The following is a 21,485-nucleotide window of genomic DNA, read 5'->3' as shown; positions in this document are numbered from 1 at the left end:
ATCGTCTCAGGCGAGTCCGAGCACGTCGCGCATCGAATACAGTCCCGGCTTCCTGCCGCGCGCCCACAGTGCGGCCTTGACCGCGCCGCGGGCGAAGATCGCCCGGTCCTCGGCGTGATGGGCGAGCGTGATGCGCTCGCCGGTGCCGGCCAGCAGAACACTGTGGTCGCCGACCACCGAACCGCCGCGCAGCGTGGCGAAGCCTATCGAGCCGGTCCTGCGCACGCCGGTATGGCCGTCGCGCGACCGCACGCTGTTCCCGTCAAGATCGATGCCGCGCCCAGCGGCGGCGGCTTCACCGAGCAGCAGCGCCGTTCCCGACGGCGCGTCGACCTTGTGCCGGTGGTGCATTTCCAGGATCTCGATGTCGAAATCGTCGGCATCGAGCGCGCGCGCCGCCTGCTCCACCAGCACCGCCAGCAGATTGACGCCGATGCTCATATTGCCTGACTTGACGATCGTCGCGTGGCGCGCCGCCGCCGCTATCTTTGAGTTGTCGTCCGCCGAGCAGCCGGTGGTGCCGATGACATGGGCGATGCGCGCCTGCGCCGCATAGCCGGCGAATTTCACGGTCGCCGCCGGGCTGGTGAAATCGAGGACGCCGTCGGCCCTGGCGAAAGCCGGCAGCGGATCGTCGCCGATCACCACGCCGATAGTGCCGATGCCGGCCAGTTCGCCGGCATCCTTGCCGAGATGCGGCGAGCCGGCCCGCTCGATCGCGCCGGCGACGCGGGCGCCCGGAATGGTGTGGATGGCGCGGATCAGCGCCTGGCCCATGCGACCGGCCGCGCCGACCACCACCAGGCCCATTTCACTGACGGGGGATTCGCTTGTGCCGCTCATAAAGTTCTCCCGACCGCCTTTTTGGCGCGTTGCCCCGGAGTTTGGATTGGCTTGCCGTCGTCGACAAGCCCCAGCCCCTTGTTGCCCTGCACCCGATGGAACCGGGCATAGACGCTGTGCGGGTCGGCCATCAGCGAGGCATGCGTGCCTTGCTCGACCAGCCGGCCCTGGTCCAGCACGATGATATGGTCGGCATTGACCACGGTCGACAGCCGGTGCGCAATGACGATGGTCGTGCGCCCCGCCATGATCTGGGTCAGCGCCTGCTGGACGCGCGCTTCCGCTTCGTTGTCGAGCGCCGAGGTCGCCTCGTCGAGCAGCAGGATCGGCGCCTGCCGCACGATGGCGCGAGCGATCGACAGGCGTTGGCGCTGGCCACCCGACAGCGTCAGGCCGCCTTCGCCGACAGGGGTGTCATAGCCCTGCGGCTGCTGGCGGATGAAGCCATCGGCCTCGGCCTGTTGCGCGGCCAGCTCGATCTCGGCGTCGCTGGCGCTCAGCCGCCCGTAGCGAATGTTGTCACGAATGCTGCCTTCGAACAGATAGGGCTGCTGCGAGACATAGGCGATGGAGCGGCGCAGCGACTGCTTGGTCACTTCTAAAATGTCCTGGCCGTCGACCTCGATGCTGCCCGCCTCGACATCGTAAAAGCGCTGCAGCAGCGCCACCAGCGTCGACTTGCCGGCGCCCGAGGCGCCGACGATGGCCGTCATCTTGCCAGCGGCGGCAACGAAGCTGAGATCCTGCAGCACCGGAGCGTCGGCGACATAGCCGAACGACACATTGTTGAAGCGCACCTCGCCCCGGGTAATCTTCGCCTCTGCCGCTCCGGGCGCGTCGCCCTGCTGCGGCTCGAGGTCGAGCAACTCGTAGATCATGCGCGCATTGACCAGCGCCCGTTCCATGCCGACCTGCATGCGCGCCAGCCGCCGGGCCGGGTCGTAGGCAAGCAGCAGTGCGGTGATGAAGGAAAACACTGCGCCGGGCGGCTGGCCGCCGACGGCTGCCCGGTAGCCGGAATAGGCGATGACGCCGGCGACGGCGAAACCGGCCAGCATGTCGGAGATCGGCGATAACCGTTCCGAGACGCGGGCGATGCGGTTTGCCCGCTGCTCGGCGCCGGCGACAAGGTCGCTGATGCGGCGCGACAGCTCGTCCTCCAGCGTAAACGCCTTGACGATGGCGATGCCTTGCGTTGCTTCCTGCATGGCGCCGATCAGCCGCGCGTTTATTTGCACGGCTTCGCGCGTGGCGCGCCTTATCCTGCGGGTCAGATAGACGACGGTGTAGATCAGCGGCGGCCCGATCAGCAGCGACATCAGCGACAGCATCGGATCCTGCCAGATCATGACGCCGATCAGCGCGATCAGCGATACGGCGTCGCGTGCCAACGACGTCAGCGTCATCGACAGCAGGTCGCGGATGCCGTTGACGTTCTCGTTGATCTGGGCGGCCAGCCGTCCCGAGCGCGTGTCGTTGAAGAAACCGATGCCGAGCTTCATCAGATGGGCGAAGATGCGGCGCTGGTAGCGCGCCACCAGATTGTTGCCGATCCTGGCCAGCGTCACCGCCTGGCCGTAGGTGGCCAGCCCGCGCAGCATGAAGGCGCCCAGGATCAACAAGCAGATCAGCGCGATGAGATCGCCGCGCTGCTGGTAGAATATCTGGTCGACGACATCCTTCATGATCCAGGCGGTGAAGGCGGTCGTGGCCGCAACCATCACCAGGCACAGAACGGCCAGAGCATAATACCAGCGATAGTCGCGACCGTTCTCAGTGAGAATGCGGCGGATCACCGCCACGACCTCGCCGGGCCGGGCTTTGGCTTGGTGGTTTAGCGACTGGTTCAAGTCGGGATCGTTCCGTGATGTCGGTCCGGCTCCGCGGCCGGGTTAATTCGGCAATCCTCTTAGCGCCCCGGTGCCGGCTTGCCTATGGCCGAGGCCGGCAAAAACTCTGTGGGGTCACGCCCGCCAGCGTCGCCCCGCCGTCTGGACGCCGAACAGCGATGGGTTTCTGGCAAAGGCGGCAAGGCCGGAAAGCGCTGCCAGCGGATGGGTGATCACATAGACCGGCATGGTGCGCATCAACTCGCTGTGCGGCGCCTTGTCCTCGAAGGCGGCGCGGAAATTGCCGGTTTTCAGCGCCGGCAGGATTTTCTGCGCGATGCCGCCGGTCAGGAAGACGCCGCCGCGGCTCATGAACACCAGCGCAAGGTCGCCGGCGGTGCGCCCCAGGCAGGTGACGAACAGCGACAGCGCTTCCTCGGCCACCGGATCTGACTTCGCCAGCGCCGCGGCGGTGACCTCGGCCGGCGTGGTCAACGGCGCCGGCTTGCCGTCCGCCTTGGCCACCGCCCGGTAGGCATTGACCAGGCCGCGCCCGGACAGGATCTGTTCGCCGGAGATTCTGCCCTCGAGCTTCTCGATATGCGCAAACACCTGGAAATCGCGCGGCGAGCGCGGCCCGATATCCATGTGCCCGCCCTCGCCGGGCACCGGGATCCAGTGGTTCAGCGCGTGCACCAGGCCGGCGACGCCAAGCCCGGTCCCGGGGCCGAGCACCACGCGCCCGGCATTCGGCTCCGGCGCATCGCCGCCGATCTTTTCCATATGCTCTTCGCCGAGCGCCACGACGGCCAGCGCCTGCGCCTCGAAATCATTGAGCACCACGACGTCGCCGAGGCCGAGGCTGGCAAACATTTTTTTCGGCTTGACGATCCACGGGCAGTTGGTGAGCGGGATCTCTTCGCTGTCGACCGGGCCGGCCACCGCCAGCACGGCGGAGTTGGGCCGCATCGACGAGCGGTCGAGCACCGCCGCCCGGATCGCCGCGTCGATCGTGTTGAAATTGGCGGTCTGGACGATCTGCGGTTCGGTTGGTTCCGAATCCGCGTCGAGCACGATCGAAAAGCGCGCATTGGTGCCGCCGATGTCGCCGATCAGGACCGGAAACTGCAGCACGGTGTCGTCGTCTGGCATGCTCTCGTCCGTCCCGGTTCCCAGTGGCGTTCCGTTCTTTCGTTGACTACCGCATGACCCGGGAAAGGGAAAGTCGCTTCAGGGTCAGTTCCGGAGCAATCACTTCCGGTCCGAATTTCGTACTAACCTCATTCAGCGTTGGCGCTGCCCCTCACCTGCCTCCCGGCATCCTCTCCCCGAATAGTAACGGGGAGAGGGACGCTCTCATCGATGGTTTCGCCAATCTCCAACGCTGCAAGAACGGCGCCAAGGCAGCGGCTAGCCCTTTCTCCCCGTCATTGTACGGGGAGAAATGCCCGGCAGGGCAATGAGGGGCGGCGCCGACCCCAACAGTTGGGCGCCGACCCCAACAGTTGGTTGTTGGCCTCAATACCCCGGCCGGGGTCGCGGCAGCGGAATGCCGATCTCGGGCGTTTCGGCGTAGGCGCTGGCCGTGGCCGGGAGGGCTGCCGCGCCGCTTGCCGATGCCCGCGCCGGCGACGGAGCCTTGGTGAGAACGGGTGCAGCCGCGACCGGCACGCCGTCGCCATAATAGGTGACCGCCTCCGCCGAAGCCGGATTTGGTCCGTCGAGCACGGCCTGGCATGCTGCGGGCAGGCTCGCCATCGTCATCAGGTCGCGCGCTTTCGGCCTGTCCGGGTTCTTGTTGGGGCGCCACGGCTCCTCGGTGAACCACCATGCCAGCGACTGGTCGCAGCCGTCGCCTGGCGCGGTGTTTTCCTGCGCCTTGCATTTGGGCGAGCCGGGCTGGCAGCCGATGCGGATGTGGAAGTGATAGTCGTGGCCCCAGAACGGCCTTACCTTGCGCAGCCATCCACGGTCGCCTTTCACCGTGTCGCAGAGCTTCTTCTTGATGCCGGGATTGACCAGGATGCGCTCGACTTCCGCATAGCTTGCCGCGCGCTTCAGCAGCCGCGTATGCGCCGGCGCCCAGAGCGCATCTTTAACCAAATGGGTCTTTTCGTCGACAAGCAAGGTGGCGCTCATGTTTTCGCGCTGCTCGAGCGAAAGCTTGCGGTCGGGCATTGGCGTCAGCCAGATGTCGGCGTCGAGGCCGATCTGGTGCGAGGCATGGCCGGTCAGCATCGGACCGCCGCGCGGCTGCGAAATGTCGCCCACCAAAAGGCCGGGCCAGCCATCGGCCGCGGCGTCGCGCGACAGTTTCTCGATCAGCGCGATCATCGTCGGATGGCCCCAGCGGCGGTTGCGCGAAGGCCGCATCACCTCCCATTTCGGGCCGTTCAGAGGTATGGCGACGCCGCCGGCAAAGCAGCCCTTGGAATAAAAACCGATCGACTGCGGCGAAGCCACGGCCGGCAGTTTTTTGGCGCCGAACAGGTTTTTCGCCAGTTCCTCGGCCGCCGCAGGTCGCGCTGCAAGCCCCGCCAAGGCGAGGACGGCGAGTGCTGCTAATGCATGTCGCCCAAAAGTGCGCAGCGGTTTTGGGACAACGACATGCGTAAACAGAAATCTAAAGCGCGTTGCGACGCGCTTCAGCAGCAGCGATTTGCCGGGCAATGGTCGCTTCAACATCGTCATGAAAGCAGAACCCCTCTGCAAATTGGTCGAATCATATCACGCCCGGCGCGCGATTTCGATCACGACCGCTTCATCGGGCTGCGCGCCTCGCCATCGCGCCAGTTGCCCAAAACCCACATATGGTCGAAGGCCGACCGGTAGTCGGGAAAGCGGAAGCGATAGCCGGCCGCCTTGATCGCCGTGTTGGCGACACGCTTGTTCTCGCCATAGAAGGACCGCGCCATGGGCGAAAGCTGGGCGGTCTCGAACGGAATTTCCGGCGGCGGTGTGACGCCCATCAGCCCTGCGGCATAGGTGACGACGTCCTGCGGCGGCGCCGGCAGGTCGTCGGTGACGTTGAAGATGCCGCCGCTGGTGTGCTTGAGCAGATGCCAAAGCCCCCCCGCAATGTCGTCGCAATGGATGCGGTTGAACACCTGGCCCGGCTTGACCAGCCGCCGCGCGGAGCCGTTTTCGAGATTGACCAGGGCATTGCGGCCCGGCCCGTAAATGCCGGAAAGCCGCAGGATCGCCACCGGCCGCCCGATGTCGCGACCCAGCTTCAGCCAGTCCTGCTCGGCGGCGACACGCAGCATCGAGCGCTTCGACAGCGGCCTGCATTCGGCGGTCTCGTCGACCCAGCCGCCGCCATGGTCGCCGTAGACGCCGACGGTGGAGAGATAGGCGATCCATTCGAGCGCCGGCATCTTCGCGATTGCCTGGCGCGCCGCATTCAGCACCGGGTCGCCGGCCTCTTCCGGCGCCACCGAGACGACGAGGTGGGTTGTTTTCTTGAGCGCGTCCCTGATTTCAGGCGTCAGCGCGCCATCGAAAAGCAGCGGCTGGATTCCGGCTTGCCGCAGCGCTTCGAATTTCTCTGGCGCGCGTGTCGTGCCAAGGATGGTGCCGGCATCCTTGCTGGCGCGGGCAAATGCCTTGCCCGAATAGCCGGCGCCGAAAATGAGGATCTGTTTCTCGCTCATGCATGCGCCTCGATCTGGTTTGCCAGCGCCAGGCGCCATTCGCGTCGCACGGCCTCGTCGCCTTCCGCTTTCACCGCAGCGCTGGCCGACTCGGCGAATTCCGAAGCCGGCACAAGCCGTGACAGCGCCCAAACCGCTGCGCCGCGCACCAGCGGCGAGGCGTCACCGAGCACCGCACGCACGGCGTTTCCGAGCGAGGGTTCGCCGGAATTGCCGGCGGCGATCAGCACGTTGCGGACAAAGCGGTCGCGACCGATGCGCTTGACCGGCGAACCGCTAAAGAACGACCGAAAGGAAGCGTCGTCAAGCGCCAACAGATCGGCGAGCGGCGGCTCGCGCAAGTCCGCGCGGGCGACGAGCTTTGCCTCGGACGCTGCCCGGGCAAACTTGTTCCATGGGCAGGCGGCCAGGCAATCGTCGCAGCCATAGATGCGGTTGCCGATTTTTTCGCGGAACTCGTGCGGGATCGGCCCCTTGTTCTCGATGGTGAGGTAGGAGATGCAGCGGCGCGCATCGAGCCGGTAGGGAGCCGGAAAGGCGTCGGTCGGGCAGGCGTCGAGACAGGCGCGGCAAGAGCCGCAATGGTCGTCTTCGGGCGTATCGGATGCAAGCTCGGCGGTGGTGAAGATGGTGCCAAGGAACAGCCAGGAGCCGTGCTCGCGGCTGACCAGATTGGTGTGCTTGCCTTGCCAGCCGAGGCCGGCGGCTTCTGCCAGCGGCTTTTCCATCACCGGGGCGGTGTCGACGAACACTTTTACGTCGCTCCCAGAGTGCCCCACGATCTTGCCGGCGATCTCTTTCAGCCGGCCCTTCATCACATCGTGATAATCGCGGTTCTGCGCATAGACGGAGATCGCGCCCCGCTGGCGCTTGCCCAGCACCGCGCGCGGGTCGTGGTCCGGCCCGTAGTTCATGGCCAGCACGATGATCGAGCGAACTTCGGGCCAAAGCGCCATCGGCTCGCCGCGGCGTTCGAGCGTCTCGGCGATCCAACCCATCGAGCCGTGGAAGCCGTCGGCGACGAATGCGGCAAGCCGGGCCGGCGCCTGCGGGATGGCATCGGGCGTGGTGACGGCAACGGCATCGAAACCGGCGCGCCGCGCCTCGCGGTCGATCAGCGCGCGCAAGTTTTGCGCTCTAGAAATCGAGGTCCGCATAATGTGACACCGGCGACAGGCCGCGCACCCGGTCGGACAAAAGCGGCCGGAACGATGGCCGTGATTTCACCCGTGCATACCATTCGCGCGCGGCAGCGTGTTCGCGCCAGTCGATCTCGCCGAGATAGTCGAGCACGGACAGCGCAGCCGCAGCCGCGAGGTCGGCATAGGTGACCTTGCTGCCGGCCAGCCAATGGCGGGTGCCGGCCAGCCAGTTGGTGTATTTCATGTGCTGGCGGATGTTGGCGCGCGCGGCGCGGATCGCCGCCGAATCGGGCGAGCCGCCGCCCGCCGTTTCCGGCATGATCGGCTTCAGCACGCGCTCGCGCACCAGGTGACGCGTCACCTCGCTATCGGCCTTGTTGAGATACCAGTCGGTCAGCCGGCGGATTTCGGCGCGCTCCATTGGGTCCTCGGCGAACAGCCGCTTGTCGCGCTTGAGCACGCCGCGCGTCTCGTCGAGATATTCGCCGATGACCATGGCGCCGACGATCGGCACGTCGCCCTCGGCAAGCAGGATCGGCAGCGTGCCGGCCGGGTTCAGCGCCAGGAACTCCTTGCGCCGCATCCACGGCTTTTCCTCGATCAGCGCCAGTTCCTCGCCATACTCGCCGAAAGCGAGGCGAACGAAGCGGCAGGTGGCGAACATCGGGTGGTGGAAAAGCGTCAGCATGGTCCCGCGATAATAGAGCGCACTGGCAAATCGCCGGCTGCGCCGGTAAGTCTTGGCCGCCCCGATTCAGGGGGCCGCCCCGATTCAAAAGGGCCGTCAGGGTGCTGCGACCTATAGGAGGAGTTCCGCGCCATGACAAGCAAGCCATTGTTCAAAGCTCTCACTCGAACGCCGAGGTTTCCATGGAAAGCCAGACCATTGTCGAAGCGCTGCTGCTCGGCATGATCGAGGGCATGACCGAGTTCATTCCGGTCTCGTCGACCGGCCATATCCTGCTTGCCGGTCATTTTCTCGGCTTCCATTCGACCGGCAAGGCCTTCGAGATCCTGATCCAGCTCGGCGCCATACTGGCGATCCTCAGCGTCTATTTCCATCGCCTGTGGCAGATGCTGGTCGACCTGCCGCGTGATCGGGTGACGCGGCATTTCGTTCTCGGCATCCTCGTCGCCTTTCTGCCGGCGGCCGTCATCGGCGCGCTGGCGCATGGCTTCATCAAGACGGTGCTGTTTGAATCGCCGAGGCTGATCTGCGTCATGCTGATCATCGGCGGCCTGGTCCTGCTGTGGGTGGATCGGTTCAAGCCGAAGCCGCTCTATCACGACGTCGAGCGGTTTCCGCTCCGGCTCTATCTGCAGATCGGACTGTTCCAGTGCCTTTCGCTGATCCCCGGCACGTCGCGTTCCGGTTCGACGATCGTCGGCGCGCTGCTTCTGGGCGTCGACAAACGCGCGGCTGCGGAATTCTCCTTCTTTCTCGCCATGCCGACGATGGTCGGCGCCTTCGCCTTCGACCTGTTCAAGAACCGCAATGTGCTGACCAGCGCCGATCTGCCCATCATCGCCGCCGGTTTCATCGCCGCCTTCGTCGCGGCGCTTATCGTCGTGCGCTTCCTGCTCAACTACGTCTCGCGCCACGGCTATTCGCTGTTCGGCTGGTGGCGGCTGGTCATCGGCACCGTCGGCCTTGCGGCGCTGTTCGTCCGGGGGTGAGTGCAGAGACTGCCCCCACACTACTCCGTCGAGTTCCTTCGCGCCCCCCTCTGTCCTGCCGGACATCTCCCCCACGAGGGGGGAGATCGGCAGTTTTCGCGACAGCGCCTCTTTTTCAACGTTCGAAGTTGGCGAAGATGGCGCAACTTCCGATCTCCCCCCTCGTGGGGGAGATGGCCGGCAGGCCAGAGGGGGGCGCTGTCCCGCTGACGTCTCGCAAGATTCGGATGGCGACGACCTTCCTCAACTCCGCCCGTAAAAAACGTTTTCGACATGCACCGGCCAGCGCCACGGCAGCACCGCGACCATGTCGAAGCGCACCGACAATCTGCCATAGTCGGACTGGCGCGACAGCCAGATATCGGCGGCGCTTTCGATGCGGCGCTCCGATTCGTAGCGAACAGCCTCCATCGCTTCCACCAGCGTGCGGCGCGCCTTCACCTCGACGATCAGCACCAGGTCGCCGCGCCGCGCGATCAGGTCGATCTCGCCGAACCGCGTGCGGTGGCGGCGCGCCAGGATCCGATAGCCCTTCACCATCAATGCCGCAGCCGCCAGCCACTCGCTGCGGTGGCCGCGCCGATAGGCGCGCTGGCGGCTGGCGACCGGGCGTTCAGCCATCGCCGGCTTTCCCACTATCCTTGAGTTCGAGCAGCCGTCGGTAAAGCGCCTGCTTCTGGCCGCCGGTCATCTTGGCGGCTTCCGCCGCCGCCTTGGAGGCCGGCATCTCGGCGGCAAGCGAAAGCAGAAGCCGGTCGATGTCCGCCGGCTCGTCGGCCGTTGCGTCCGACGGGCCGACGCAGATGACGATCTCGCCCTTCGGCGTGTCGGCCGCCGCGTAATGATCGGCGAGCAACTGCAGGCTGCCGGTCCGTATCTCCTCGAAGGTCTTGGTCAACTCGCGGCCGATCGCGGCCTTGCGGGCGCCACCCAGCGCCTCGACCATGGCACCGAGCGTCTCGGCCAGACGGCGCGGCGATTCGAAGAAGATCAGCGTCGCCGGCACGGTTTTAAGCGCTTCCAGCCGCGCCAGCCGCTGGCCGGTCTTCACCGGCAGGAAGCCGGCGAACAGGAAGGCGTCTGAGGGCAGGCCGGAGGCCGTCAGCGCCGCGAGCGGCGCCGACGGGCCGGGGATCGGCACGACGCGAATGCCCTGGTCGAGCGCTTCGCCGACCAGCCGGTAGCCGGGATCGGAGATCAGCGGCGTGCCGGCGTCCGAGATCAGCGCCACGCTTTGCCCGGCCAGCAGGGCTGCGATCAGCTTTGGGCCGGCCTCGCCGGCATTGTGCTCGTGATAGGCTGACGTGCGGCGGCGGATGCCGTAGCGGTCGAGCAGCACGCGACTGACACGCGTGTCCTCGCAGGCGACGATGTCGGCTGCGGCGAGCGTTTCAAGCGCGCGCAACGTGATATCGGCGAGGTTGCCGATCGGCGTCGCCACCAGGTAGAGCGCCGGCTCGAGCGGCCGGGCCGGTATCTCGGTCTGGCCGATCACGTAGCTGCGTTTTGCCGACTCGCCGGTCACCGGTATCCCCCATCAGGCTCTGACCTTGAATGCATTCGGCCCTGTTTGGCACGGCTCACGCCGGGTTGCAAAACCCATGCCGAAGTGATGCGGCTGTCATGCCTTTGCCACACTGCGGAACGAAACCGTGCCCGGCGGATTTATGCCTGATCTCGGGAGGAGCAGGATGGACAGCCTCAAGATACAAGACGTTTTCGAACCCTACTATGCAGGCCGCAAGCGCTTTGCCGTGCGAAAGGACAAGGGCCTGCCTGCCAAAGCCGGCGCCGGCTCGGCTAAAAAGCCGCGAAAGCGTCGGCCGTCAAAGGCAACCAAGCTCGAGATCGAGCCCTCGACCGGCACCGGCAGCACGATGGAGCACTGACCAGACGATGCCCAATCGCTTCGACATTTTCATCACCCGCCTTGAAACCAAAAGCTCCCGCAATGGAGCGCCCCCACATCCGACAAGCGATCGATACCGCGCCCGCCGCGACAAGGGCGAGGCCAAGCCGGCTCGCGACGGCGAGGCGGACGCCGAGAAAGACCACGCCAAGCGCCTCCCCAAGCACGACGCCTGACTACCGCGACCTTCGCGATTGGCCGAGACACTTCTCTCTAAAGCGTGGGGGAAACGCTCGGCCACATCATTCAACCCGGATTGTTAGACACGCGCGCTTCCAGCAGACGCTGGGTCCACGAACTCATCGTCCTCTGGAATGTCGCCAGCCTCTGTTCGTAACGTGCTAATATTGAACCTGCGTGCGCGCGCTTGAGCGTACGGGAGAGGATCATGTCGGCAACTTTAACCGCACTGGGCAGCAGAGAGGCCTACAGGCTGGGAGATTTCAACCTGGTTGGTCGTGGCGAACATTCCACCATACGCTTGGAAGACGGGGAAGTTTCGCGCCAGCATGCAACGATCCGGCGCGACGGCGCGAACTACTGGGTTGTTGATGTCGGCAGTGCCAATGGCAGTTATGTGAATGACGTGGCGCTCACAACCGCGCGTGTGCTGCACACCGGCGATCGCGTCCAGTTCGGCAGATCGATTTTTCTTTTCGACCAGGGCACGACTGCCCCCGATCCAGATTCGCAAGTGGCGAACACAAAAACTCAATGGGGCAACCCGGCAGCCCCCAAGAGCCGGCCGGCCACGCTGTTCGTTGCTGATTTGAAGGAGTTTACCGGAATTAGCGCCAGGCTGTCCCCGGAACAGGTGGCGGCCCTCCTGGCCGAGTGGTATATGGACTGCAATATGATCTTGAAGCACTACGGTGCCTCGATCGACAAATTCATCGGTGATTGTGTATTTGCTTATTGGCACGAGACGGCAGCGGACGTCTGTGTCGCTGCGGTTCAGGCTGCCCAGGCGCTCCGCGCTGCGGAAGACGCGGCTACGTCGCCAACCCGAGTACTGGTCAGGGAACAACAAGACATCGTACTCGACTGCCGCATTGGCCTTCATGTGGGTGAAGTTGCTATCGGCGTTATGGGCAAAGGCATCAACACCGCGCTGGGCGATGCCGTGAATTTGGCCTTTCGTATTGAGGGATTGACGCGAAAACTGGACAAGCCGCTATTGGTCAGCGCCCAGTTCGTCGAGCACTGGCCTGAAGGCAGACAATATTTCAAGTCCTGCGGCTATCACGAGGTCAAAGGGCGCGCCGAGATGATCGAGGTATTCAGCCTAGAATAGACGCGCCAGCAGGAGCATAGCTTTCTGCTGCCGCTTGCCGCCGGTTCTCGCCGGCTTCAACAGGGCTCGTGGCCGCTGAGGGACGCCAGATCGGCAAGTTCTGCCGAGGCACGTCACTCGCAGATTGTAATTCGATCGCGGCAGAAGCCGCTGCCCCGGCGTGCCCCGGCGGCCCGCGCTCGGACCCTGCACTCATCGTGGGTTTCTGCCCTGCAAACGCGAGCTGGCCTGCTCGCGCTCGGAGCAGCGGCGGCACGCTTCTGTTCCGTTGTCGGTCGTGGCCGGGTATTCGGGCCATTTGCATGGCCGGGTTCTTGTATCGAATTCGGCCGGGCAACCACCGGACACACGCGCGCTGTGCTTCCTTCCAATATCTTCAAAGCAATTGTTGTCGGTTTCGCCATGTCGATCTCAGCGCCGGAGTGGCGAGCGAAACGGCGCAACGCCTCCCGGGTCCTTCCACCCCAGATGCCGTCTGGGTTTCCCGGATTACACCCAACGCGGCCAAGCTCGCGCTGTATCCGCTTCGCCAGCTCGTTCGGGGCATCTTCCTGGCTGGCGTCCGATTGATGATCTGCATTCTCCAACTGTTGAATTTGGAGTCTGGCGAGAGGCACAAACAGGCCCTCCGGGTACAGTTGAAGATAATCCTTTAACGCTCCGCTGCTTTTGGAGCCGCGGATTGAGGTCCACAACTCGATTTCCGTCAGGCTCGCATCTCGGCTGCTGTTGTTGGCTGGCGAGACTGCCGTTGGCCCACGAGGAGGGGCAATGAAAATTTCCCTGCCAGGCAGCGATCCGTACGTGAATGGTTCCTGCTTGCCGCCTGTCGCGGCCAGAACAGTGTCGCGAACCTTGCGGAACACGAATTGGATGTCTACCCCGGGTTCACCCAAATGCGCCAACAGCCCTGCAGTGTAGGGACTGTTCCGTCCCGCTCCATCGAAAGCGGTTGTACCTTCCTTCGCAGCGTACCCGACCAGGGTTCCGGCTGCCGGTTCAATCGCAGCCAGGCCTCTGCCGATGGAACGCGTTGCATTTGATCTTCGCATGGCCGCGATAAAAGGGTTGTCCCGGCAAGCATCAAGTAGAACCACCCGCACGCCGGAGACACGGGACAACGCGTTCATCACCAAATCCAGCGGGATTGCCTCAAACTCCACGTCGGAATCAGCGCTCAGGCTGACGTCTGTAGGCACGAGAAAATTTCTATTCTCAACCTCAACCCCATGTCCCGCGAAGAAGATTATTGCGAAATCAGCACCTTCCGCCGCGCGACCGAACTCCTGCAGAGCTTTCCTGAACGCGGTATGGTCCAAGTCCATCTTGCGAGATACTTTGAACCCTACCTTTGAGAGCAAGGCCGCCATGTCAGCAGCGTCATTGTTCGGATTGGGAAGTTTAGCGACCCGTTGATAGCTCGAATTGCCGATCACCAGCGCAACGCGTTTTTCAGCCCACGCCACCTCCAGCCCGCCGATCAGAGCAATGACAGCAAGCGCGATGTTGAAGAGGCGCATTTTAGCCCCGTGCTCTGCTTCAGCCGCAGATTAGCGGCACCCGACCGAAGCTTGACCAGTCAGGCCCACGCTTGCAAGTCACTATCGGTTGCGGATTGCGGTGCGATGGCCATTCGGCCAAGCAAGCCGAATTTCCAGCATCCTTGCTTGAGCCGATAAATTGTCTGTGACAGTTCAGATCTTGGCCCAAGCTTTACCGCGCCAGATCCGCCACCACAGCATCTAGCACGATCATGCCGGCCGGCGTGGCGCGCAGGCGGGCATTGCCGATCGGCGCCACCAGCCCCTCGCCCTGCAGCATCGACAGCCGCGCCGTCGACAGGCCGCGGCCGGAAAACGCTTCATAGCGAGCGAGGTCGATGCCCTCGGCCAGCCTCAGTCCCATCAACAGGAACTCGTCGGCCTCTTCCGAGCGCGTCAGGATCTCGCCGCCGGTGACGCCATGGCCCTTGGCCTCGACCAGATTGGCCCAGGTTTCCGGCATTCTTTCGGCGATCGTCACCACGCGACGGCCGTTTTCGACGAAGCGGCCATGCGCGCCGGGACCGACGCCGACATATTCGCCATAGCGCCAATAGGTGAGATTGTGCCGGCTTTCGGCGCCTGATCTGGCGTGGTTCGAAATCTCATAGGCCGGCAGCCCATGCGCAGCGGTGATCTCCTGCGTCAGCGCATAGAGATCGGCGGCATGGTCATTGTCGGGAATAGCGAATTTCCTGGCCGCATGCAGCGCGTGGAACGGCGTGCCTTCCTCGATGGTCAACTGGTAGAGCGACAAATGGTCGGCGGCATGGCCGATCGCCTGCTCGAGCTCCGCCTGCCACGCTTCCGCTGTCTGGCCGGGCCGTGCGTAGATCAGATCGAACGACAGCCGCGGGAAAATCTCACGCGCCAGGCCAACCGCGTGCAGCGCTTCATCGACATTGTGCAGCCGGCCGAGAAAGCGCAGATCCTTGTCGTTCAGCGCCTGCACGCCGAGCGACACCCGGTTTACGCCTGCCGCCCGATAGCCGCGAAAGCGCTCGGCCTCGACCGAAGACGGGTTGGCTTCCAGCGTCACCTCGATGCCGGCAGGCACCGTCCAGTTCTTCGCCACCGCGTCCAGCACCGTCGCCACGGTTTGCGGCTTCATCAGCGATGGCGTGCCGCCGCCGAGAAAAATGCTGGTCACCTCGCGCGGTCCGGTGCGGTTGCGCATCGTCGCAAGCTCGGTTTCGAAGGCGCGCGCGAAACGCTCCTGGTCGACCGGCTGGTGGCGGACATGGCTGTTGAAGTCGCAATAGGGGCACTTGGCCGCGCAGAACGGCCAGTGCACGTAGACGCCGAAACCGGGGCTGCGGTCGAGCAGCATGGTCATTTCACCGCCGATCGCGCCAAATCCAGTCTGGCATGCGCGAATTTCTGGAAGGCGCGAGCGCGATGCGACAATGCCGTCGGCTGGCCGGGCTTCCAGCCATGTTTCTCCTCTGCGGTCATTTCGCCGAAGGTCTTTTCGAAACCGTCCGGCACGAACACCGGGTCGTAGCCGAAGCCGAGTTCGCCACGCGGCGGCCATACCAGCGTGCCCTCGACCTCGCCACGGAAATATTCGGCCGCGCCGTCGGGAAAGGCCAGGCAGATGACGGCGACGAAGCTGCCCTTGCGCTGCGCAGGCGCAACCGCGCCGATTTCCTGCAACGCCACTTCGGCTCGCTGCATCGCCATGCCGAAGTCGCGGCTCCCGTCGGGCGCCTCGGCCCAGTTGGCGGTATAGACGCCGGGCGCTCCGCCCAGCGCATCGACACACAGGCCGGAATCGTCCGACAATGCCGGCAGGCCTGTCGCCTTGGCGGCGGCAAAGGCCTTGATATAGGCGTTCTCCTCGAAGGTGGTGCCGGTCTCGTCCGGCTCCGGCAGGCCATATTCCTTGGCCGACTTCGCTTCTATGCCGAACGGCGCCATCAGATCGGCGAATTCGCGCAATTTGCCGGCATTGTGACTGGCGACAACGATCTCATGTCCATCAAGCGAATGCATCAGATGCCCCAAATTCTTGGTTCGGCGAATTCGATCGAATTGCCGGAGGGGTCGCGAACATAGATCGAGCGGCCACCCTGCGGCCATTCGAACTCGCTTTCGATGGCGATTTTCTTTCGCTCAAGATGCGCTCTCCAGCGCACGATCTCGTCCGCGCTCGCCGCAAAGCAGAGATGGCCGTCGCCGACCGTGCCGTGCGGCGGCACTTTCAGCCTGGCATCGGGCGCCGGCGGCACCTTGGTCGCCTCGGCGTTGAAGATGAGCAGCACGCCGTCCCCGCAACGGAAGAAAAGATGCCTGCCGTCGACCTTGCCCAGCAGATCGAGTCCGAGCACATCGGTGTAGAATTTTTCCGCGGCATCGAGGTCGGTGACGTACAGCGCTGATTCGAGGATGGCAGAGGGTGTCACGAGGCACCCCCCTCTGGCCTGCCCTCTTTGCCAAAACTTGGCATCTCCCCCTCAAGGGGGGAGATTGGCAGCTTCAGCGCTTCCGCACATCCCACGCCGCCGACAGTTGGCGAAAGCCGATTGGATACCCGATCTCCCCCCTTGAGGGGGAGATGGCCGGCAGGCCAGAGGGGGGCGGACAAGCTCGGCATTTTCAGGACTACGCCACGGCCATCTGCTGCAGGCTGACCAGTCGCGCAATACCTTTCTTGGCCAATTCCATCAGCGCCGCAAATTGCTCTTCCGAGAAAGGCTCGCCCTCGGCCGTGCCTTGTATCTCGACAATGCCGCCCTTGCCGGTCATGACGAAATTGGCGTCGGTGCCGGCCGATGAATCCTCGAGATAGTCGAGGTCGATGACCGGCTGGCCGTCGTGGATGCCGCAGGAGATAGCCGCGACATGGTCCTTCAGCACCTTGGCGACGCTGGCCATCTGCCGGGCTTCCATCCAGCGCAGGCAGTCGTAAAGCGCCACCCAGCCGCCGGTGATCGAGGCGGTGCGCGTGCCGCCATCGGCCTGGATCACGTCGCAGTCGACGGTGATCTGCTGCTCGCCCAGCGCCTGCAGATCGACCACTGCGCGCAGCGAACGACCGATCAGCCTCTGGATTTCCAGCGTGCGGCCGCCTTGCTTGCCGGCCGAAGCCTCGCGGCGCATGCGCTCGCCGGTCGAGCGCGGCAGCATGCCGTATTCCGCCGTCACCCACCCCTTGCCGGAATTGCGCATCCAGCCCGGCACCTTTTCCTCGAGGCTGGCGGTGCACAGCACGTGGGTGTCGCCGAACTTCACCAGGCACGAGCCTTCCGCGTGCTTGGAGACGCCGCGCTCAAAGGAGATGGCGCGCATTTCGTCGAACTGGCGTTTGGAAGGGCGCATTCAGGCTTCTTTCTTGTCGTTTTAGGAGTCGTGGCCGGCTTGTAGCCGCACGCGACGAGAGGCGCAAAGGAAAATGGACCAGTTGCGCGGGCGCGGCCGATGTCTATATCCTTGGGCCGGAGGTATTTGGCTCGAATGACCAAGGCAGTCGATCCCGGTTCCCAGTCGGCGGCAGCGCTCCAATCCCCCGCGCTTCAATCGCCCGCCCTTCAATCGCTCGACATGCGCTCGCGCGACATCTTTCGGCGCATTGTCGATTCCTATCTGAAGGACGGCGAGCCGGTCGGCTCGCGCAGCCTGTCGCGTATCCTGCCGTCTTCGCTGTCGCCGGCCACCATCCGCAATGTGATGAGCGATCTCGAGCATCTCGGCCTGATCTACGCGCCGCATATCTCGGCCGGCCGATTGCCGACCCAGGCCGGCCTGCGCTTCTTCGTCGATGCCTTCATGGAGCTTGGTGATCTCTCCGACGAGGAGCGCCGCACCATCGAGGCGCAGGTACGCGCCTCCGGCTCTGGTGCGACGCTGGAGCACATGCTCACCGAGGCGAGCCAGATGCTGTCCGGCATCTCGCGCGGCGCCGGCCTCGTGCTTGCCGCCAAGAACGAGGTGGCGCTCAAGCATATCGAATTCATCCAGCTCGAGCCGAACAAGGCGCTGGCCGTGCTGGTGTCGCAGAACGGCGACGTCGAAAACCGCGTCGTCGACCTGCCCGCCGGCATCACCGTCTCGCAACTGCACGAAGCCTCGAATTTCCTCAACGCCCATATCCGCGGTCGCACGCTGGCCGAGGCGCGGGTCGAGATCGCCCGCATCAAGGAAGAAACCAGGGCCGCCCTCGACACGCTGTCGCAGGATTTGGTCGAGAAGGGCCTTGCTGTCTGGGCAGGCGCCGAGAGCGGCTTGCCGGCGCGTCTCATCGTGCGCGGTCGCGCCAATCTGCTGGAAAATGTCACCGCCCAGGCCGACATCGAGCTGCTGCGGCATTTGTTCGAGGATCTGGAGACGCAGGACGGGCTGATCCAGCTTCTCGACCTCGCCGAGGAAGGCTCCGGCGTGCGCATCTTCATCGGCTCGGAGAACAAGCTGTTTTCGCTGTCGGGCTCGTCGCTGGTCGTGGCGCCCTATCGCGACAAGGACGCCCGCGTCATCGGCGCGCTCGGCGTCATCGGCCCGACCCGGCTGAACTACGCACGCATCGTGCCGATGGTCGACTATACCGCGCAGCTTATTTCCCGCATGCTGCGATAATGCATGTCGCCCAAAAAACCGAAGCGCGTCGCACGGATCCTTCCAACGCGACACGCTTAAGGGAACCTCAAGGAGAAAAAAATGGCGCTGGAATCATTCAAGGCTCAGATCAGCCTGTTGCTCGAGCAGATGATCAACCAGCCCGAGGATCAGCATGAAGTGCAGGAGCAGTTGCGCGAAAAGCTGGGGGAGATGCGCGCCATGGGCCTGCCGCTGCCGGCCGATCTCGTCGCGCTGGAAAAGCGCCTCGACGACGATTTCTACGCCGCCGGGAACTGAGCCCGAAAGGTGCAAGGACGGCTAGCCGACCGGCGAGCATGAGGATCTCGTGACCGGCTTCGTCGTCTCCGGCGACGCGGTCTGGGGCCGACCGGCAAGTGATGCGGTGCCCCGAGGGCGGCGGCGGTTGCATCTGGCCGTCACCTGCGGGCGAGGATGTATTCAGCATGCGACCCCGTCGGATATTTTCAAACGGCAGACTAGCTTGCGCGGCCGAAGGCTTTATCCTGCCTGGTCGAGACTTAGTTGCCTGACTCACTTGATTGCCTGACCCTTGCCCATCTGACCTCTTGGGAGCGAAACCAATGAACAAGCCCGCCACCACCGTGCCTGTGCCCGGCCGCGGCCGCATCTACAATTCGATCACCGAGACGATCGGCGACACGCCGCTGGTGCGGCTCGACAAGTTCGCCGGGGAAAAGGGCGTCGTCGCCAATCTGCTGGCCAAGCTCGAATTCTTCAACCCGATCGGCTCGGTCAAGGATCGCATCGGCGTCTCGATGATCGAGGCGCTGGAGGCATCGGGCAGGATTGCGCCCGGCAGGACCACGCTGATCGAGCCAACCTCGGGCAACACCGGCATCGCGCTCGCCTTCGCCGCCGCCGCCAAGGGCTACAAGCTGATCCTGACCATGCCGGAAACCATGTCGGTCGAACGCCGCAAGATGCTGGCGCTGCTCGGCGCCGAACTGGTGCTGACCGAAGGGCCGAAAGGCATGAAAGGCGCCATCGCCAAGGCCGACGAACTGGCCGCGACGCTGCCCGACGCCATCATTCCGCAGCAGTTCGAGAATCCCGCCAATCCGGAAATTCACCGCCGCACCACTGCCGAGGAAATCTGGAACGACACTCATGGCGAAGTCGACATCTTCGTCGCCGGCATCGGCACCGGCGGCACCATCACCGGCGTCGGCCAGGTGCTGAAGCAGCGCAAGCCCTCCGTGCATGTCGTCGCCGTCGAGCCGGAAGCCTCGCCGGTGCTGTCGGGCGGCCAGCCCGGCCCGCACAAGATCCAGGGCATCGGCGCCGGCTTCGCGCCGAAGATCCTCGACACGACCATTTATGACGAGATCGTCAAGGTCTCCAACGAGGATTCGGTCGCCAATGCGCGGCTCGTCGCCCGCCTCGAAGGCGTGCCGGTCGGCATCTCGTCGGGCGCTGCCCTGCAGGCGGCGATCGTCGTCGGCTCGCGGCCGGAGAATGAGGGCAAGAACCTGGTGGTCGTTATTCCGTCCTTCGCCGAACGCTATCTGTCGACGATCCTGTTCGAAGGGCTGGGGGCTTAGGGCATATTGGTATTTGTGCCGGCCTGCGGTTGCGGTTCCCGCGCCTCCGTAGCGCCCCGCCAATTGTCGAAGCCGGCGCCGCCCCTCACCTGCCTGCCGGCATCCGCACCCCGTAAATGGGGCGAGGGGGCGCTCTCATTGACGGGTTCGCCAATCGCCAGCGTTGCAAAAAAAGTGCCGACACCGCGACCAGCCTCTTTCTCCCCGTTTACGGGGAGAAATGCACGGTCCACCCTCCGCAGCTGCTGCGGAGGACGGGCAGGGCAATGAGGGGCGGCACCAGCGGTCGGCCTTAGATCCCAAACATCGGATCATGTCTGACCCCGGCCTTTCCCGGACCTCATTCTTCGGCTGCGAGCCCAGCCCGTCGTGCCTGCAGGAACCGGCGCACGGCCGGGTCGCGTTCGAGGCCGATCGCCCTGTTATAGGCCTCGGTAGCCTCCCGAGTTTTGCCGAGCCTGGCCAGAAGGCCCGCGCGGGCGGCCCAATAAGGCTGATAATCATGTAGCCGTTTGTCGTCGCCAAGCTCATCAAGTGCACTCAATCCCGCCGCGGCGCCGTCGGCCTCGGCAAGGGTCACCGCGCGGTTGATCGAGACCACCGGCGAGCCGGCAATCACCGACAGCGCATCATAGAGCTGTTTGATCGCGGCCCAGTCGGTCCGGCCGGTCAGCCGCCTTGTCGTATGGGCGGATTGCACGGCTGCCTCGAGCTGGTAGCGGCCGACGACGCGCTTGGCCGCGGCGTGCTTCAGTAATGTCTCCGCTTCGTCAATCAACGCGCCGTCCCACAGCCCAAGCTCCTGCTCGGCCAATGGCACATAGTCTCCGGCGGCGTTGCGCCGCGCCGCACGCCGCGCCTCGGCAAACAGCATCAGCGCCAGCAGGCCGAGCGCTTCCGGCTCATCCGGCATCAGCGAGGCTACCAGCCGGCCGAGCCAGATGCCTTCGGTCGCGAGATTGCGGCGCCGGGTTTCGGTGCCGTCCGGGTCGGCCCAGCCTTCGGCGAACGCGGCGTAGATCGCTTCCAGCACCGCATCCAGCCGCTCGCCAAGCTCTGCCCGCTCCGGCACGCGGAACGGAATGCCGGTCTCGCGGATGCGGCTTTTGGCGCGCACCAGGCGCTGGCCCATCGTTGCCGGCGACACCAGGAAGGCCGAGGCGATCGTCGCTGTGTCGAAGCCCAGAATGGTCTGCAGGATCAGCGGCGCGCGCACGCCGGCTTCGATCGCCGGATGGGCGCAAGCAAACATCAGCCGCAGCCGCTCGTCGTGCAGGTCTTCGTCGGCCATGCGTGCCTCGATCTCCTCGGCGATCAGCCTGAGATGGTCGCGGCCCGCCTCGCTGGTCAGCCGCCGCCGGATCGCATCGACGCGACGTCGGCGCGCCACCGCCAGCAGCCAGGCTTCCGGCTTCTCGGGCACGCCGGTTTGCGGCCAGCGCTCCAGCGCCGCCGCAAAG

22 protein-coding genes are annotated in these 21,485 nt (G+C 64.7%); 7 read left to right on the top strand and 15 right to left on the bottom strand.

Annotated features, from left to right (window positions below):
- Positions 1-6: 6 nt before the first annotated feature.
- The 7 genes from dapB to X738_RS78055 all read right to left on the bottom strand — a co-directional run bounded on the left by dapB (position 7) and on the right by X738_RS78055 (position 8,155).
- Positions 7-843: a 4-hydroxy-tetrahydrodipicolinate reductase gene (gene dapB, locus X738_RS78085; protein ID WP_023803691.1), complete on the bottom strand. Its 837-nt coding sequence runs from the start codon at positions 841-843 to the stop codon at positions 7-9.
- Positions 840-2,693 carry an ABC transporter ATP-binding protein gene (locus X738_RS78080; protein WP_023803690.1) on the bottom strand — a complete coding sequence of 618 codons (1,854 nt, stop codon included), beginning with the start codon at positions 2,691-2,693 and terminating at the stop codon, positions 840-842. Before X738_RS78080 ends, dapB begins: the two co-directional genes overlap by 4 nt.
- A gap of 114 nt (positions 2,694-2,807) precedes the next feature.
- Positions 2,808-3,824, bottom strand: coding sequence for a glucokinase (locus X738_RS78075; RefSeq protein WP_023803689.1), 1,017 nt, complete (start codon positions 3,822-3,824; stop codon positions 2,808-2,810).
- A 366-nt stretch (positions 3,825-4,190) separates the two neighbouring features.
- The gene (mepA, locus tag X738_RS78070) at positions 4,191-5,363 is read right to left on the bottom strand and encodes a penicillin-insensitive murein endopeptidase (protein WP_245277863.1); all 1,173 of its coding nucleotides are present in this window, start codon (positions 5,361-5,363) and stop codon (positions 4,191-4,193) included.
- 59 nt (positions 5,364-5,422) lie between these two features.
- The gene (locus tag X738_RS78065) at positions 5,423-6,325 is read right to left on the bottom strand and encodes an SDR family oxidoreductase (protein ID WP_023803687.1); all 903 of its coding nucleotides are present in this window, start codon (positions 6,323-6,325) and stop codon (positions 5,423-5,425) included.
- Complete coding sequence (queG, locus tag X738_RS78060; RefSeq protein WP_023803686.1) at positions 6,322-7,482, bottom strand: tRNA epoxyqueuosine(34) reductase QueG; 1,161 nt, start codon at positions 7,480-7,482, stop codon at positions 6,322-6,324. The genes X738_RS78065 and queG overlap by 4 nt, the downstream gene beginning before the upstream one ends.
- The gene (locus tag X738_RS78055) at positions 7,463-8,155 is read right to left on the bottom strand and encodes a glutathione S-transferase family protein (RefSeq protein WP_023803685.1); all 693 of its coding nucleotides are present in this window, start codon (positions 8,153-8,155) and stop codon (positions 7,463-7,465) included. The genes queG and X738_RS78055 overlap by 20 nt, the downstream gene beginning before the upstream one ends.
- A gap of 182 nt (positions 8,156-8,337) precedes the next feature.
- Between X738_RS78055 and X738_RS78050 the strand changes: the two genes are divergently transcribed.
- On the top strand, positions 8,338-9,144 hold the full coding sequence (locus X738_RS78050) for an undecaprenyl-diphosphate phosphatase (RefSeq protein WP_023803684.1): 807 nt from the start codon (positions 8,338-8,340) through the stop codon (positions 9,142-9,144).
- Positions 9,145-9,387: 243 nt separating this feature from the next.
- On the opposite strand, the gene X738_RS78045 is transcribed toward X738_RS78050, so the two are convergent.
- Both X738_RS78045 and rsmI read right to left on the bottom strand, forming a co-directional pair.
- Entirely contained in the window at positions 9,388-9,765 is a 378-nt protein-coding gene (locus X738_RS78045) for a YraN family protein (RefSeq protein WP_023803683.1), read from the bottom strand.
- Positions 9,758-10,669 carry a 16S rRNA (cytidine(1402)-2'-O)-methyltransferase gene (gene rsmI / locus X738_RS78040; RefSeq protein WP_023803682.1) on the bottom strand — a complete coding sequence of 304 codons (912 nt, stop codon included), beginning with the start codon at positions 10,667-10,669 and terminating at the stop codon, positions 9,758-9,760. The genes X738_RS78045 and rsmI overlap by 8 nt, the downstream gene beginning before the upstream one ends.
- 166 nt (positions 10,670-10,835) lie before the next feature.
- On the opposite strand from rsmI, the gene X738_RS78035 reads away from it, so the two are divergent.
- The 3 genes from X738_RS78035 to X738_RS78025 all read left to right on the top strand — a co-directional run bounded on the left by X738_RS78035 (position 10,836) and on the right by X738_RS78025 (position 12,347).
- Positions 10,836-11,033, top strand: coding sequence for a hypothetical protein (locus X738_RS78035; protein ID WP_023803681.1), 198 nt, complete (start codon positions 10,836-10,838; stop codon positions 11,031-11,033).
- A gap of 7 nt (positions 11,034-11,040) precedes the next feature.
- Positions 11,041-11,229: a hypothetical protein gene (locus X738_RS78030; RefSeq protein ID WP_023803680.1), complete on the top strand. Its 189-nt coding sequence runs from the start codon at positions 11,041-11,043 to the stop codon at positions 11,227-11,229.
- 212 nt (positions 11,230-11,441) lie between these two features.
- Positions 11,442-12,347: an adenylate/guanylate cyclase domain-containing protein gene (locus X738_RS78025; RefSeq protein WP_023803679.1), complete on the top strand. Its 906-nt coding sequence runs from the start codon at positions 11,442-11,444 to the stop codon at positions 12,345-12,347.
- A 113-nt stretch (positions 12,348-12,460) separates the two neighbouring features.
- Here the strand turns inward: X738_RS78025 and X738_RS0144500 are convergent, their stop codons facing one another.
- The 5 genes from X738_RS0144500 to rph form a co-directional block, all read right to left on the bottom strand.
- Positions 12,461-13,867 carry a caspase family protein gene (locus X738_RS0144500; RefSeq protein WP_023803678.1) on the bottom strand — a complete coding sequence of 469 codons (1,407 nt, stop codon included), beginning with the start codon at positions 13,865-13,867 and terminating at the stop codon, positions 12,461-12,463.
- 193 nt (positions 13,868-14,060) lie between these two features.
- Positions 14,061-15,224 (bottom strand): radical SAM family heme chaperone HemW, encoded by a 1,164-nt coding sequence (gene hemW, locus X738_RS78020; RefSeq protein ID WP_023803677.1) that lies wholly within the window; start codon positions 15,222-15,224, stop codon positions 14,061-14,063.
- Entirely contained in the window at positions 15,221-15,883 is a 663-nt protein-coding gene (gene rdgB, locus X738_RS78015; RefSeq protein ID WP_023803676.1) for an RdgB/HAM1 family non-canonical purine NTP pyrophosphatase, read from the bottom strand. The genes hemW and rdgB overlap by 4 nt, the downstream gene beginning before the upstream one ends.
- The gene (locus X738_RS78010) at positions 15,883-16,293 is read right to left on the bottom strand and encodes a VOC family protein (RefSeq protein ID WP_023803675.1); all 411 of its coding nucleotides are present in this window, start codon (positions 16,291-16,293) and stop codon (positions 15,883-15,885) included. Before X738_RS78010 ends, rdgB begins: the two co-directional genes overlap by 1 nt.
- A 199-nt stretch (positions 16,294-16,492) precedes the next feature.
- Complete coding sequence (gene rph / locus X738_RS78005; protein WP_023803674.1) at positions 16,493-17,209, bottom strand: ribonuclease PH; 717 nt, start codon at positions 17,207-17,209, stop codon at positions 16,493-16,495.
- A gap of 135 nt (positions 17,210-17,344) precedes the next feature.
- On the opposite strand from rph, the gene hrcA reads away from it, so the two are divergent.
- The 3 genes from hrcA (at position 17,345) to cysK (ending at position 20,025) form a co-directional block, all read left to right on the top strand.
- Positions 17,345-18,460 (top strand): heat-inducible transcriptional repressor HrcA, encoded by a 1,116-nt coding sequence (hrcA, locus tag X738_RS78000; protein ID WP_023803673.1) that lies wholly within the window; start codon positions 17,345-17,347, stop codon positions 18,458-18,460.
- A gap of 81 nt (positions 18,461-18,541) precedes the next feature.
- Positions 18,542-18,739, top strand: a complete 198-nt coding sequence (locus tag X738_RS77995) for a hypothetical protein (protein ID WP_023803672.1) — start codon at positions 18,542-18,544, stop codon at positions 18,737-18,739.
- Positions 18,740-19,044: 305 nt separating this feature from the next.
- Complete coding sequence (gene cysK, locus X738_RS77990) at positions 19,045-20,025, top strand: cysteine synthase A (RefSeq protein ID WP_023803671.1); 981 nt, start codon at positions 19,045-19,047, stop codon at positions 20,023-20,025.
- Between the two features lie 340 nt (positions 20,026-20,365).
- Here the strand turns inward: cysK and X738_RS77985 are convergent.
- A partial coding sequence (locus X738_RS77985) for an RNA polymerase sigma factor (protein ID WP_023803670.1) occupies positions 20,366-21,485 on the bottom strand: 1,120 nt, incomplete at its 5' end.

Origin of the sequence: Mesorhizobium sp. L48C026A00, from assembly GCF_000502375.1 — a bacterium.
In the GTDB taxonomy this organism is placed as follows: Bacteria; Pseudomonadota; Alphaproteobacteria; order Rhizobiales; family Rhizobiaceae; genus Mesorhizobium; species Mesorhizobium muleiense.
The sequence above is the reverse complement of the archived record's forward strand: the minus strand, read 5'-3'. Positions and strand labels throughout refer to the sequence as shown.

What these genes read in the sequence shown, in the direction of transcription:
- cysK (WP_023803671.1), top strand. Translation starts at nt 19,045, where the DNA reads ATGAACAAGCCCGCCACCACCGTGCCTGTGCCCGGCCGCGGCCGCATC.
- X738_RS78030 (WP_023803680.1), top strand. Translation starts at nt 11,041, where the DNA reads ATGCCCAATCGCTTCGACATTTTCATCACCCGCCTTGAAACCAAAAGC.
- X738_RS0144500 (WP_023803678.1), bottom strand. Translation starts at nt 13,867, where the DNA reads ATGCGCCTCTTCAACATCGCGCTTGCTGTCATTGCTCTGATCGGCGGG.
- X738_RS78075 (WP_023803689.1), bottom strand. Translation starts at nt 3,824, where the DNA reads ATGCCAGACGACGACACCGTGCTGCAGTTTCCGGTCCTGATCGGCGAC.
- X738_RS77995 (WP_023803672.1), top strand. Translation starts at nt 18,542, where the DNA reads ATGGCGCTGGAATCATTCAAGGCTCAGATCAGCCTGTTGCTCGAGCAG.
- X738_RS78025 (WP_023803679.1), top strand. Translation starts at nt 11,442, where the DNA reads ATGTCGGCAACTTTAACCGCACTGGGCAGCAGAGAGGCCTACAGGCTG.
- X738_RS78050 (WP_023803684.1), top strand. Translation starts at nt 8,338, where the DNA reads ATGGAAAGCCAGACCATTGTCGAAGCGCTGCTGCTCGGCATGATCGAG.
- rph (WP_023803674.1), bottom strand. Translation starts at nt 17,209, where the DNA reads ATGCGCCCTTCCAAACGCCAGTTCGACGAAATGCGCGCCATCTCCTTT.
- mepA (WP_245277863.1), bottom strand. Translation starts at nt 5,363, where the DNA reads ATGACGATGTTGAAGCGACCATTGCCCGGCAAATCGCTGCTGCTGAAG.
- hrcA (WP_023803673.1), top strand. Translation starts at nt 17,345, where the DNA reads ATGACCAAGGCAGTCGATCCCGGTTCCCAGTCGGCGGCAGCGCTCCAA.
- queG (WP_023803686.1), bottom strand. Translation starts at nt 7,482, where the DNA reads ATGCGGACCTCGATTTCTAGAGCGCAAAACTTGCGCGCGCTGATCGAC.
- X738_RS78065 (WP_023803687.1), bottom strand. Translation starts at nt 6,325, where the DNA reads ATGAGCGAGAAACAGATCCTCATTTTCGGCGCCGGCTATTCGGGCAAG.
- X738_RS78055 (WP_023803685.1), bottom strand. Translation starts at nt 8,155, where the DNA reads ATGCTGACGCTTTTCCACCACCCGATGTTCGCCACCTGCCGCTTCGTT.
- rdgB (WP_023803676.1), bottom strand. Translation starts at nt 15,883, where the DNA reads ATGCATTCGCTTGATGGACATGAGATCGTTGTCGCCAGTCACAATGCC.
- X738_RS78045 (WP_023803683.1), bottom strand. Translation starts at nt 9,765, where the DNA reads ATGGCTGAACGCCCGGTCGCCAGCCGCCAGCGCGCCTATCGGCGCGGC.
- X738_RS78035 (WP_023803681.1), top strand. Translation starts at nt 10,836, where the DNA reads ATGGACAGCCTCAAGATACAAGACGTTTTCGAACCCTACTATGCAGGC.
- dapB (WP_023803691.1), bottom strand. Translation starts at nt 843, where the DNA reads ATGAGCGGCACAAGCGAATCCCCCGTCAGTGAAATGGGCCTGGTGGTG.
- hemW (WP_023803677.1), bottom strand. Translation starts at nt 15,224, where the DNA reads ATGACCATGCTGCTCGACCGCAGCCCCGGTTTCGGCGTCTACGTGCAC.